Raw genomic sequence first — 12,681 nt, forward strand, 5'->3', positions numbered from 1 at the left:
CTCGTTCAACAGCGTCTCATGTTGCAATTGGAGCTCGTCTGTCTGCGGTGGATACTCTTCGTCTGGGTCGACATCGTCGGCGAATTCGATCATTGTCCTTCCTCGATACTGTTCCTGTAGTGCGCGAGGTTGCGGCGCGCCTTCATCAGGTTGGCGCGGACTGCATCGGTGGAAATCTGAAGATGGTCGGCGATTTCGGCATCTTTGTAGCCGTCCAGGTGCCAGGCCATCACTTGTCGTTGCCGGAATGGCAGAGCGGCAAGTGCTTTCAGCTCATCGTGCCGTTCTTCCCATGCGCTTATGTCGACACCGTCTCTGAGTGCAGGTGCGGATTCCGGCAACTCGGCGACAGGGTTCTCCGGCACGGAGGTCTTCCGCCGAATCAGCTTCCGCTCTGCGACGATTCGGACCCAGGTCTTCGGATGCCTGATACCGGACCATGCCTTCCATGCGTCCAACATCGTTTCTTGTGCGATGTCGAGGGCGTCGGCTGCTTGTGCGCCATCGTGGATCAAGAAGTTGATCAGCGATCGGAAATTCAGGCGGTAGAAGTCGTTGAATGATTCGGGATCGCGGGCGTTCGTTACGCCGGGGTCCTCTTCGGGGAGCGGAAGTACGCCCGCGCTATGGCCGTCTGGTTCGTCCACCATCACAGGTATCCTGCTGCTCCCTGTCGGTCGCCAAGCGCGACTCTTGTGCATGTCCCGTCGGCGTGAAGGTCGTGCATCCGACTGCCTGGTGGAAGGGCGCGGGCGAGTTCGACAAGGTACTCGCTGCGGGTACGCTGCTGAGCCACACGCCACCGGAGGCGTAGCCAGAGCCCTAGAACAGTCAGGGCGCTGCACACTAGGGTCACGACGACTGCGGCGACGATCGGACTCATCAGAACCTCTCTTGCCAAATATTAACTGTCACAGACTTAGTGGCCCGAAATCCTGGTTATGTGAACTCATCGCGGAAATCGGCCCGAACAGACTGCCTGGCTTTCTACTGCACGGTTCCTGTGGTTGACGTCGGAAGGGGGTCGCCGCGCCGTGGATGTTGCTGCAGTACTGAGGATTTGCCGGTGTTCGGGCTATCGTCGGAGACGAGTGGCGGACTTCTGAGTCTGGGTGTGGCACCCACCCTGCTCACGCAACTGAGCAGGCCGCCCACATTCCAGACCAGGCTGCACCGTCGCTGCCGTGCACGGAGCGGCGTTGCAGGAGCACTCGCAAGCCAAATCCTGACGAGCTTCGCTGCACTCCGGGCCCGATTTGGCGGGATGCTCGGCAAGTTCAGGCCTGGTGGCTACGGCAGTATCTGCGGCGTGGCTATGAACTTGACCCGACCATTCTGAACGACAAGAACACCCGTGTCGTCGCGGTGCTTCGCCAGCGCGTCGATCAATTCCTGAATCAGGATCTTGCCTGCAGGCTTCGACGAGAGACCATCCACCACGGTCTCTTCGGAGACGCGATCACCCTTCGCCCAGCACACATCCACGTAGATCCTCGGAGCGTCAGTGGTATTCGCACTGAGATCGAACATCTTGAAGCCGATCACCTGATCGGCGCGCAACCACCAGGCGCCTGGATCGTGCCCGACCTGAACCCACAACGAGCCGCTCATCTCATCTCCCCGCTCGATCTAGAACCCTTCGACCCCAAAGCATCTCCAGGCATCCGACCGGAACCGGCGACAGGTTCCGCACGTCCAATCTGAACATGAACGACGAACGCCGACAACGAATCACGCGAAGCGGCGGCGACCCCGGCGATCCCGTAGAGCGGTGGCGACTGCACCAGGTACGAATTCTGCTCATCATGACCAGGCCCGAATCGGTTCCCGTCCCGCGACGATGGCCCTGCCGGCCTCAGCGAGCCCGATGCCGCCGCGGATCCGAGCAGATCGACCGCACGCCATCCGGCCGCGACGACGCAGTGCCGGTCTCCTCCGCATAGACCCGCATCCCCTCTCCGATCTTTCCCGCCGCGTTTTCCAGCTGCTCGGGAGTCAGTGCTCGACCTCGGGCCGCACCCAGCAGCTGAGTGCGCACCTGATCGAGATTCATGTGAGCCCATTCCAGGCGAGACAGTTCCGGCATGATCACGAGAATAGCTCGAGTCGAACAAACTTTCGATAGTAGGCGAGAGGTGTGACAGATCAGCGAAGCCGTCGCCGGCGCGGTGATGGGCGCGCGCCGCGAGCCTTGGGCCGCCGAGGGGTTTTGCTCGGCTTCGGTACCGGATTGGTCGGGGAAGCGATCTCGGCAGTAAGGAAGACGTAATCGCTGTGGTGGTTGACGCGCAAGATCGCATCATCCGACGGATCCTGCGTGCCGAGGAAGAACAGCCACGTCTTCACCGCAGTCCCAGCTTGATCGCGCGCATCTCGACGCGCAGCAGCGATTTCACGCCGCAATGCCGAGCGCGTCTTCGGATTCCAGCTCGACCAGTCGATCACCACGCGATACCCGCGCGATACTCGCGCCGGTCGCTCAGGGTCTCGTTCGCCGGCGTACAGCGTGATCTCGGCGGCATCCGCCGTGAAGTCCGGCTCAGTTCTCCATGCCACCTGGGCGTAGAAGATCCGCCGCTGCGGATGTGCCACGATCTTGTCCTGCTCCAGCCTCTTGAACGCGAACTGGTAGAAGTCCGCCTCGATCTCCGGGATGTTGATGCGCAGGCGAGACCGAAGGTTCGGGTATTGGATGTACGTTCGGCAGAACGGCCGGATCGTGGATGTGGTCGCTTCACGCAGGCCCGGCTTCTCCTCGGAATCGGACGGGTCTGCGGGTCCGCGGGTCGATCGTTGTTGGGGTTCGGTACCTGAATCTGGATCGACCTCTTCCCTGACTGTGGGGCGAACCAGCCGGTATGGGATGGCGACGCCACCGAGACGTTCGGATCGGGCATCCTCGAGAGGGTCGGTAGGTTTGACCGGAACAGCGTCACCACCGACATTGCATGTCGGCTCATGGCCAGGTCGGCGCACGCGGAAATGCGGCATCACCTTCGTTGAACCCACCGCCACCGCATCCATCGAAGCGGTGCACCCGATGCACTCGAAAGGCCCCGTAGCGCCGGTGTAGACCAGCTCACTCGCATCGATCGTGATGTTGCGCTGGATATCTCGCGCCTGGTCCATGCTGATACTCCCGCCCAACCTGCTCCGTGTGGCAGGTTCTGTACCATCCTGCCGCAAGATCATGTGCGCGGCTTCACACTAGTTGTCCGCCTAGATCTCTTGCGGCGCAGACTGTTCCGCAATCCTCGTCGTGTGGCGAATCAGTCGGTCGGTGTCATCTGCCTGACGCACACGGTGTGTACCAACAGTATTGAGACTCTGGCGACGAATTCGTCAGGAAGAACTGAGGACTCGCTCGCTTCATCCTGATGCTGTATGAGCAGGTCAGGGCGGTGTTCGAATCGAATCGAACACGCACTGAATGTTCGTGCCGCAGCGTTCGGTCGAGCCCATGCTCACGAACACGGGTGTCGCCGTGATCGGGTTGCGTGGTTGCTTTCGGCGCGATGATGCTACGGCTTGTCGGGCGGGAGGACTCCAGCGCGTTTCAGTAATTCGTGGGCGTCGTCGAGGAACGCGGCAATGGACCGGCTGTCACGATTGGTTCTGGCCAGATCCATGCCCTCGGGCAGGTGGGGGAAGGACGATACATCGATGTTGAGATCGAGCTTCGCTGGCTCATCGTTGGCGACCTCATCGGGATCTCGCGTAGGCATGTAGCGCAGATTCCACGTGAAGGATTCTCCGGTTGGAGGGTATTCGCATCCATCGGGTGCAGGGACCAGCAGGACGCCGTAAGGATTGTTCGGATCATCGGTGCGAGGCCAGCCGAGTATGCATGCCCAGGGGCCGATATCGAAGTGGACGTTTGCGATGCCGGCCGAAGCGGACCATTCCACGGACTCAGGATCAGCTACAGCCGCAAGGAATTTCACGATCTCGGGATACGCCCGCTGTGCTTGATCGGCGTGGAGCGCCGACTCGGCGGCATCGTCCGCGGAGCTGGTCATGACTATGCGGTTGACGTCGTCGAGGTTGCCTAGGAAACGTAGGCGAACCTCCTCCAGGATCTCGCGAGCCATCGCGGCCGACTCCGCTTCGAAGGCGACCGACTCGCCGTTCTCGTACTGATCCCAGTGCTCGTAGTAGGGGTTCGTCGGATTCTTCGAGAGGTACCGATCGATGACGACCTCATGGAACTCCCATGGCGGGAGCTTGTCCTCAGGGTCGCTGTCGGTGAACTTCCACTCAATCACGTACTGCGCCACCAACTTACGGTACCTGGAGGTGGCCGAAGCGGGGTTGGATTGTCACTGACGTGGGCACAGCTACCTAGGTTTTGTGATATGCGAATGTACCTATCGATAGCGGAGGCGACTCGTCCAAGAAGGTATTTGGCATTGAAGTCGCACCGCGTTTCACTCGTCCATCATCGCGCGAGGTGCGCTGATGCCCTGCTGCGCCGTGCGGACGGGGGCGCGGGTGCCTTCCGCGGTGGCCAGCACGCGCAGTACCAGCGCGCATCCGAGGAACCCGAAGATCACCATCAGGGTGACGGCGAGGTGCGGCACGGCTTCTCCTTACATATCTGCCGAGTATGTGCCCGGCCGCGTTCGAAAGGGGACGCGGCCGGACTCTCCACTCATACCGTCTGTGCTGGTCACCTCGGCGATCCTGACGGTTTCTTTACGCCCGTGTCCCGCGATGTTGACGGCATTGCAGCGGCCCGGCAGGGAGGTCAGGTGAGGGTGTCGCCGAGACGGGTGAGCAGGGCGGCGCGTTGGACGGCGACGTCGGCGGTGGCGGCGCCGATGGTTTCGGTGATGTCGACGGCGGCCTGCTGGGGTGGGCGGGCGGTGATCGCTTCCGACAGCCACAGACCGGTGAGGGTGCCGTCACCGGCGACCTGTGCGGTGATGGCGCCGTCGGGGCTGGTGGCGTGGCCGGTGAGACGGGCCAGGCCGTCGGAGGCCAGGGTGAGGGCCTCCAATTGGTCGGCGACCTGGGCGATCAGGGCCTGCATGTCGGCGCTCACAGGGCACGCAGCCAGGTGTGGGGGACGTCCTCGGCGGTGGGGGCGTCGAGGCGTTCGAGTTCGGCGGCAACGGTTTCCGGGGCGGGCAGGCCGAGGCGGTCGAGCAGCACCGGGGCCAGGCCGATGCCCGCCAGGGTCTCGCGGCGGCGGGCGCGGGCGAGCAGGGTCGAACGCTGGGCCAAGCGGACGATCTCGGCGGCGAGGGTGGACGCGCCGTGGGCGTAATCGCCGAACTGAAACCGCAAATCGATCACGATGCCTTGATCAGTGCAGGTCACCGCGAGTGTGCCCGCCGGGTTGCTGCTGGTGGCGACCGCCACCAGCTCGGTGTCCATCGGCTCGTTCTGCGCGGTGCTCACCGGCTCGCTCGCCTCGGTATTCACTGGCTCGCTCATGAGGATGGGCCTCGATTTCGATGGAGATGGTGGTCGACAGCTCGAGCGAGGCGGTGACCTCGATCTCGTGATAGGTGGTCTCGGTTTCGATGCGGCCCACGCCGATCGAGGTGGCGTCCGCGCCCAGCACCGGCTGGGCAGCGGCCATCGGGCCCCACAGGTCGTCGGCGCGCTCGGGCGCGCCCCACAGGGTCGTGGCCTGTCCGGGGCGCGCGTTCGGGGCCGACTCGGTGTCGAGGATGCTGCCCGCCGGGCCGTAGTCCTCCTCGTACGGCTCGGGGGCGGACTCCGGAACAGGTTGGGGCGTGGGGCTGTTGGGCAAGGTCGGGCCCGCGAATCCACGCAGGCCGCCGAACAAATCCGGCATGGGTGCTCCTAGGGGGTCGAGGTCACGCCCGCCTGCCCGTCGCGGGGGCGGGTGGGGGGAGTGGCCGGGATCGAGGTCACGCCGCCCTGGCCGTCACGGCTCTGGCCGATGACGTTGTCGGGCTGGGGATTTCCCGTGATCGGCGGTGCGGGCGCGGGGCTGTCGTGGGGGACGGCGGCGTGCGGTGGGGCGGCCTGCGGTGCGGTGGCGGCCGGTTGCGCCGGTGCGTCGGGTGTCGTGTCGGCAGGGGTCCCGCCGTCGGGCGGTGGTGTGGTGTCCGGCAGCGGTGTGGTGTCGGGCAGCGGCGTGATGTCGGGCGTGAACGCCTTGTCGATGATGGCTTGGCCCTGGTCGATTCCGTCGGTGATGGCCTGCTGGGCGGCGCTCAGCGCCGAATCGACCGCGGCGGTCGCCGATTGCAGCGCCTTTTGGATGGCCTGCTGGGCGGCCAGCAGCGGATCGGTCTGTGCCGGTTGGGGAGTGGCCTCGCTGTCGGAGCCGCGGCCGGGGTCGTCGGCGAGGTCGTCGCCGGAGTAGTCGTTGCCGGTGTAGTCGTCGGCCGCGGGCTGCGTATCGCCGCCGGGCTCGGGGGTGCTCGAATCCGGGTGGGCGACAACCAGGGTGGCGTCCGGTGTACTCGTGCCCGGGCCGGACTGGGTGCCGTCGGCGACCGCGAGGCCCGGCTGGCCCTGGGCCGGTACCGCCAGCCCCGGCTGTCCCGTACCGGTGGCGGGCTCGCTCGCCGGGCTGGTCACCCGCGGCTGGTCCTGGGCGAGCTTGGAGGTCAGCGCGTCCATATCGCCGTCGGCAGCCTTCACCACGCTCACCCCGCTCTGCAGGTGATCGGCGGCCAGGGTCACGACCGCGTCCAGATCGGCCTGCGAGCGTGCGGAATTCACCAGCGGGGTGGCCTGGGTGCGGAAGTCGGAGATCAGCGAGTCGAGGGCGGCGGCGGCCTTGTCGCGGACGCCGTAGGCGGAGGTCAGCAGGGGCGCGAAGGCCGGGGCCACGTCGGAGAGGGCCGCGACCTCGGTGCCGGTCTTCTCGAGCACCGGGAGCGCGGCGGCCGCGGTGCCGGTGGCCGCCAGCGGCGCGATCCCCTCGCGGTGGCTGTCGTCGGAGGCGCGGACCGCCTGCGGTATCGCCGATATCGCCGACAACCCGGCCGCGTCCGGACGGGTGCCGTCGCCGAGGGCAGCGCGCAGCTTCACCAGCGGCGCGACCAGCGCGGTCACCAGCGCCGGTTCGCTCGCGTCGGATTGTGATCCGGTGGGCAAGTCGTTGTCCCCCTATCGGTTTCGCACGAGGCCGGGCTAGACCTGGATTTCGCCGGTGCCCGGTATTGTGCCCGCGATCTCCCGCGCGGACTCGGTGTCGACCGCGCCGAGCACCCGGCCCCAGCCGGTGATGGCCTGACCGTAGCCGTCGGTGAGGGCGGCCGCGGTGCCGAGATGACCGGAGTGGTCGCTCCACGCCTGATTCCAGGCGGTCGCGAACGCGGCGCCGAGCACGCCCAGCCCGGACAGATCCAGCCCGGCCACGGTGGCCGCGTGATCGCGGGCGGTACCCAGCAATGTGGCGGCCCGATCGGCGGCGGCGGTGTAGGCCGCGGCGGCCGGGTAATCCCACTCCACGCGGTCGCGGCTGGTGTCCATCGTGCCGTCCTCTCGCTTGTCTCAGTGCGCTTTTCGGATACCGGTGATCAGCACCCGATCGCCGATATTCGCAGTGGTGATTATCTGCGCCCACTGCTGCGGTGTCTTATCGGTCGGATATTGCTCGGCCAGAGTGACATTCCAGGTGACGCCGGTGCCGTCGGCCGACGCGCGGGTGATCTGGACGCAGTATCGGGTGGCCTCCGGGGTCGCGTCGATCCCGGCCTGGATGGTCGCGGCGGCGGGCACCTCGGCGTCCGAGGTGACCCATTCGCGGGCGCGCGTGCCGGATCTGTCGTTGTAGTAGGCCCATTCGAAGCCGAGGATCGCGCCCGGCCCGGTGGCCGGGTCGCCCGGTCCAGCGCCGGTCACGGTGTCGGCGGTGCTGGTGGCCCGGCAGTCGGTGGTGGCGTGCGGGTTGTCCGTGGTGAGCGCCGCCGGGCTCTGCGCGGCGACGGCGGGCGGGGTCGCGGGGGTGCCGCCGTGCCTGCTGTTCGCGGCCACGACCAGCGCGATGGATACGGCCATGGCTCCCACGAGGATCGCGACCGGCTTGGTGATGCGCCGCTTGCCCTCGGCGGCACGGTGGCGGGCATTGTCGGGCGTTCGGTGATGGCCGTTGTCCGGGGTCCGATGGTGGCCGTTGTCCGGGGTCCGGTGGTGCGCGTTGTCCGGGGTCCGACGGCGGGAATTCTCCGCGTTCCGGCGGCGGGAACTGTCCAGGGCTCGGCGCAGCGATTCCTCCGCGGCGCGGCGGCGTTCGGGCTCAGGCTTGGCGGTGGGTTTCGGCAAATCGCTGCTCCCCCCTCGAATCAGCACTCCCGCAACCGCGTTCGCGCCCGGTTCCGACCCGACACAAGGGTCGTCGACGACGGTAACCCGACAAACGGGTTGCCCGCTACGGCTTGACGTCGGGCGGTCGACCCGACGGTTTCTTTGCGGTCGCGTGTCAGGTTGTTGACGACATCCGAGCAGGCCGTTTGCTGATGATGAGCGTGGGTAAGGGTTTGTGATGCGAGATTCGACGGAACCCGACAGAACCGACTTCCCGCTGCGGCGGTCGGTCGCCGCGAGCGCCATGGGCAATGCCACCGAATGGTTCGACTACGGTGTCTACGCCGCCACGGCCGGCTACCTGACGAACGCCTTCTTCCCGGGCGAACTGGGCACCCTCGGCACCATGCTGGGCTTCGCCGTCTCGTTCGTGCTGCGCCCGCTGGGCGGCATGGTATGGGGTCCGCTGGGCGACCGCATCGGACGCAAGGCGGTGCTGGCCACCACGATCCTGCTCATGTCGGTGGCCACCGGCGCCATCGGCATCCTGCCCACCCATGCCACGGCGGGTGTGCTCGCGCCGACCCTGCTGATCGGGCTGCGCGTGGTGCAGGGCTTCTCCACCGGCGGCGAATACGGCGGTGCGGCAACCTATCTCGCGGAATGCGCGGGGGACCGCAGGCGCGGGTTCCTGGGCAGCTTCCTCGAGGTCGGCACGCTCGCGGGCTTTGTCGGCGGTTCGGCGGTGGTGCTGGTCTGTCAGCTGGCGCTCGGGTCGGACGCCATGGACGCGGGCGGCTGGCGCATCCCGTTCCTGCTGGCGGTGCCGCTCGGCCTGACCGGTTGGTATCTGCGCGCCAAGCTGGACGAGTCGCCGGTGTTCACCGAATTGTCCGAGCGCGCGGACCGCGCCACCCCGCCGGGTGGTCTGCGCGTCGTGCTCACCGGCTACCGCCGCGAGCTGTTGACCCTGATCGGCCTGGTGGTGGCGCTCAATGTGGTGAACTACACGCTCCTCACCTACCAGCCGACCTACCTGCGGCACACCCTCGGCGTGGGCGAATCGACCACCACCGCCATGATGTTGATCGGCCAGGTGGTGATGATGGTGTCGCTGCCGTTCTTCGGCCGCCTCTCCGACCGGGTCGGGCGGCGCCCGATGTGGCTGGCTTCGCTGCTGGGGCTCACCGTGCTCGCGGTGCCCATGTACTGGCTGATGGGTCGCGGGATCGTGTGGGCCGTCCTCGGATTCATCGTGCTCGGCCTGCTGTACGTGCCGCAGCTGTCGACCATCAGCTCGACCTTCCCGGCCATCTTCCCGACCCAGGTGCGGTATGCGGGATTCGCGCTGGGCTACAACGTGTCCACGGCGCTGTTCGGCGGGACCGCCCCGCTGGTCAACGAGGCGGTCATCGAGCGGACCGGCTGGTCGTTGTTCCCGGCGGGCTACATGGTCGCGGCCTCGCTGGTCGGCCTGGTCGCGTGTTCTTTCCTGCGGGAGACAGCGGGAACCTCGCTGCACGGCACGGAGATTCCCGAGGCCGAGCCCGCCGGGTTGGTCGCGGTGTCGGCGCCGGGGGAGCGGCCGTAGAAGACCGATTGGTACGAGATCTCGCGCGGCGGGGACGCCGACCCTAAGCTGTCGTCCGTGAATTCCGGGCGGACGATGGTCGACGGGCGTTTCGAGTTGATCGAACCACTCGGTAGCGGCGGCATGGGCACGGTGTGGCGGGCCTACGACATCGCCCTGCATCGCGAGGTGGCGCTGAAAGAGGTGCGCGCCCAGGGCGACGAGGGCACCTCGGCGGAGGTGCAGCGCGAACGCGTGCTGCGCGAGGCGCGCGCCCTCGCCCGCATCAGCCACCCGAATGTGGTGGCCATCCACCACATCGTGGACACGCCCGCCGAGAAGCATCCGTGGATCGTGATGGAACTGGTCGCGGGCGGCTCGCTCGGGGACCGGCTGACCGAGGGGCTCATGTCGCCGGAGCAGGCGGCGTGGGTGGGGCGCGGGATCCTGGCCGGGTTGCGGGCCGCGCACGCGGTGGGCGTGCTGCACCGCGATGTGAAGCCGCCGAATGTGCTGCTGCGCATCGACGGTTCGCCGGTGCTGACCGACTTCGGCATCGCGGCCGTCAACGATCTGACCGGACTGACTTCCACCGGCAATGTGGTCGGGTCGCTGCCCTACGTCGCCCCGGAGCGACTACAGGGCCACGAAGGCAACCCGGCCTCCGACCTCTGGTCGCTGGGCCTGGTGATGTTCGCGGCCGTCGAGGGCTACCAGCCCATGCGGCGCGAGACCGACGTGTCCACCCTGGCGGCGGTGCTGCAGGGCGCGGTCCCGCCGCCCCGGCAGGCCGGAGCGCTGACCCCGGTATTGCAGGCGCTGCTGGTCGCCGATCCCGGTCAGCGTCCGCCCGCCGATCAGATCGACCGCATGCTCGCCCAGGTGACCGGGACCGGCCCCGCGCCGCTGGAACCGCTCGCCTACCCGCCGTCTTCGGGATCACACCCGACGGCGACCTCGCCGCAGGACTTCACACCCCCGCCCCGGGATCTGCGGCCCACCGCGCAGTGGGATGCGGGTTCCACGCCACAGCCGGTGGGATTCCCCGCGGCCCAGGGATTTTCGACACCCGGGTATCCGGTCGTCCAGCAGCCGAAGGATTTTCAAGCGCCGCAGCCCTTCGCAGGCCCGCAGCTCTTCCCGCATATCCCGCCGGATCCGGTTTCCGGTGCACCGCGAGGTAATTCGCGGCTGTGGATCCTCGCCGGCGTCGCGGCCGTGCTCGCCGTCGCGGTGGTCGCCGGAATCGCCCTGTGGCCGAACTCTTCCGGCGGGCAAGGGAATTCGGCCCGGCCGAGCGCGCCCGGTCTGCCGCCGGGCGTGACCGTCGGGCCGGGGGTGACCCTCGGGCCCGGGGTGACCATCGGGTCCGCGCCGACGACCACTGCCGCCCCTGCCGTCGACATGCTCACCCCCGACGGCATGCGCACCGCCGTCGCCGCACTCGAAAAGGTCGCGGGCGGAAAGCAATTCACCGAGACCACGATCTACCCCGGTTACGTCATCACGGGCGCGCCGGTGCCGAATCAGCCGAATCACTACGACAAGTTCAGCTACCGCGACGGCGTCGCCAAACGCGACGGCGTCGGCGGCCAGCTGACCGACCCCACCCTCGATCTGAGCTCCATCAACTGGGACATCCTGCCCAATCTCCTCGCCACCGCCGCCCAGCAACTCAAGGTCCCCAACCCGACGACCCGCTACATCATCGTCGACACCGCCGGCACCTTCAGCGACGGCCAGCCCGTCCTGCGCGTCTACCTCACCACCGAATACAACGACGGCGGTTACGTTTCCGCGAGCCTCGACGGCACCATCCTGCGGACGTACGTGCGCTAGATCCCGGCCCTCAGGCCACGGTCGAGGACGGTCCGGCCAGGCGGGTGCGTTCCCGGTGGGCCTTCTGGCGGCAGGCGGGGGAGCAGTAGCGGGCGCGGCGCCCGCTGCCGGAGCGGGAGAGGGCGGTGCCGCACATGTGGCAGCCGTCGCGATCCTCGACGCCGCCGTCACCGGCGCCGGTGACGGCGCTGAGAATGGTGGTCGAAGTCCGGTCGGCGCGGAGGGAATCCAGGATGAGGGCCGCGGTCCGGCCGATCGGTGCGGACTGCCCCGGCTGCCGCTGGGCGGCCACGCACGCGGTGAAGATTCCAAGCACATCGGCGACCGAGATGTCGGCGCGCACCGCGCCGCCGTGCTGGGCGGCGGCCAGCAGCAGGGTCAGGCCCTGACGGAACCGCACGCCCGCGCCGTGCACGCGGGCGTGCGGCCAGCCGTCGCCCGAGGTGAGCAGATCGCAGGGCGTCTCGTCGCCGGGGCTGGAGGAGATCACCTCGGTGCAGAAATCGAAGAACGCCACGCCGGGATCGCGATGTCGGAGATGGTCGGCGGCCAGGGCGTTGAGGCGGTCGATCCGTTGTCCCAGAACAGCTTCCAGCAGACCGGCCTTGGTCGGGAAATAGCGGTAGACGGTTCCGGCGCCCACGCCCGCGCGGCGCGCTATCTCGGCCAAGGATGCGGAGGGGCCTTGCTCAGTGAACGCCTGCTGGGCCGCGTCCAGGACGCGGGTGTAGGTGGCCCGCGCCTCGGCACGGGGTGCGAGACGCGGCACGGTCTGTCGGACTGTCATCGTACGAGCCTGACTTCCTGTGTTCTCGAAGGTCTTGCTTTCTCGATATTCCCATGCCCGTGACGAATTCGGCATTTCGTAACGCCCGTCCGCCGCTGCCGGGCCATTTCGCAACGGCGCAATCCAGTCCGTGAATGCCCGGATTACCTGCGAGAAGGTCACATTCAGCTCGGGTCGGCGACCTTAGCGGTGACGATCGGCACGCACTCGGCTTTTCGGTGGACCGGGCGGCCCCTACGGTCCGAAAAAG

At 67.3% G+C, this 12,681-nt stretch carries 15 protein-coding genes; 2 read left to right on the plus strand and 13 right to left on the minus strand.

The features are described from left to right. Positions 1-89: 89 nt before the first annotated feature. The 12 genes from ACWELQ_RS20800 to ACWELQ_RS20855 form a co-directional block, all read right to left on the minus strand. Positions 90-650: an RNA polymerase sigma factor gene (locus ACWELQ_RS20800; protein WP_452398691.1), complete on the minus strand. Its 561-nt coding sequence runs from the start codon at positions 648-650 to the stop codon at positions 90-92. A 640-nt stretch (positions 651-1,290) separates the two neighbouring features. Further along, a complete protein-coding gene (locus ACWELQ_RS20805; protein ID WP_452398692.1) occupies positions 1,291-1,611 on the minus strand; it encodes a hypothetical protein in 321 nt (106 codons plus the stop codon). Positions 1,612-1,855: 244 nt separating this feature from the next. Continuing rightward, complete coding sequence (locus tag ACWELQ_RS20810; RefSeq protein WP_452398693.1) at positions 1,856-2,086, minus strand: DUF6374 family protein; 231 nt, start codon at positions 2,084-2,086, stop codon at positions 1,856-1,858. 59 nt (positions 2,087-2,145) lie between these two features. After that, on the minus strand, positions 2,146-3,129 hold the full coding sequence (locus ACWELQ_RS20815; protein ID WP_452398694.1) for a hypothetical protein: 984 nt from the start codon (positions 3,127-3,129) through the stop codon (positions 2,146-2,148). Between the two features lie 392 nt (positions 3,130-3,521). Continuing rightward, positions 3,522-4,277, minus strand: coding sequence for a hypothetical protein (locus tag ACWELQ_RS20820; RefSeq protein WP_452398695.1), 756 nt, complete (start codon positions 4,275-4,277; stop codon positions 3,522-3,524). Between the two features lie 150 nt (positions 4,278-4,427). After that, complete coding sequence (locus ACWELQ_RS20825) at positions 4,428-4,580, minus strand: hypothetical protein (RefSeq protein ID WP_452398696.1); 153 nt, start codon at positions 4,578-4,580, stop codon at positions 4,428-4,430. 167 nt (positions 4,581-4,747) lie between these two features. Further along, positions 4,748-5,044 (minus strand): YbaB/EbfC family DNA-binding protein, encoded by a 297-nt coding sequence (locus tag ACWELQ_RS20830; RefSeq protein ID WP_452398697.1) that lies wholly within the window; start codon positions 5,042-5,044, stop codon positions 4,748-4,750. Next, complete coding sequence (locus ACWELQ_RS20835; RefSeq protein ID WP_452398698.1) at positions 5,041-5,379, minus strand: hypothetical protein; 339 nt, start codon at positions 5,377-5,379, stop codon at positions 5,041-5,043. Before ACWELQ_RS20835 ends, ACWELQ_RS20830 begins: the two co-directional genes overlap by 4 nt. Next, the gene (locus tag ACWELQ_RS20840) at positions 5,309-5,806 is read right to left on the minus strand and encodes a hypothetical protein (RefSeq protein ID WP_452398699.1); all 498 of its coding nucleotides are present in this window, start codon (positions 5,804-5,806) and stop codon (positions 5,309-5,311) included. Before ACWELQ_RS20840 ends, ACWELQ_RS20835 begins: the two co-directional genes overlap by 71 nt. Before the next feature lie 8 nt (positions 5,807-5,814). Continuing rightward, the gene (locus ACWELQ_RS20845; RefSeq protein WP_452398700.1) at positions 5,815-7,083 is read right to left on the minus strand and encodes a hypothetical protein; all 1,269 of its coding nucleotides are present in this window, start codon (positions 7,081-7,083) and stop codon (positions 5,815-5,817) included. 36 nt (positions 7,084-7,119) lie between these two features. Next, positions 7,120-7,461 carry a hypothetical protein gene (locus ACWELQ_RS20850; RefSeq protein ID WP_452398701.1) on the minus strand — a complete coding sequence of 114 codons (342 nt, stop codon included), beginning with the start codon at positions 7,459-7,461 and terminating at the stop codon, positions 7,120-7,122. A gap of 21 nt (positions 7,462-7,482) precedes the next feature. Then, positions 7,483-8,253, minus strand: a complete 771-nt coding sequence (locus tag ACWELQ_RS20855; protein ID WP_452398702.1) for a hypothetical protein — start codon at positions 8,251-8,253, stop codon at positions 7,483-7,485. Positions 8,254-8,473: 220 nt separating this feature from the next. Between ACWELQ_RS20855 and ACWELQ_RS20860 the strand changes: the two genes are divergently transcribed. Together ACWELQ_RS20860 and ACWELQ_RS20865 are read left to right on the plus strand one after the other, a co-directional pair. Beyond that, positions 8,474-9,826, plus strand: coding sequence for an MFS transporter (locus ACWELQ_RS20860; RefSeq protein WP_452398703.1), 1,353 nt, complete (start codon positions 8,474-8,476; stop codon positions 9,824-9,826). 57 nt (positions 9,827-9,883) lie between these two features. Further along, positions 9,884-11,644: a protein kinase domain-containing protein gene (locus ACWELQ_RS20865; RefSeq protein WP_452398704.1), complete on the plus strand. Its 1,761-nt coding sequence runs from the start codon at positions 9,884-9,886 to the stop codon at positions 11,642-11,644. Between the two features lie 10 nt (positions 11,645-11,654). On the opposite strand, the gene ACWELQ_RS20870 is transcribed toward ACWELQ_RS20865, so the two are convergent. Then, positions 11,655-12,431: a TetR/AcrR family transcriptional regulator gene (locus ACWELQ_RS20870; protein WP_452398705.1), complete on the minus strand. Its 777-nt coding sequence runs from the start codon at positions 12,429-12,431 to the stop codon at positions 11,655-11,657. Between the last annotated feature and the right edge of the window lie 250 nt (positions 12,432-12,681).

Source organism: Nocardia sp. NPDC004722 (assembly GCF_053601505.1).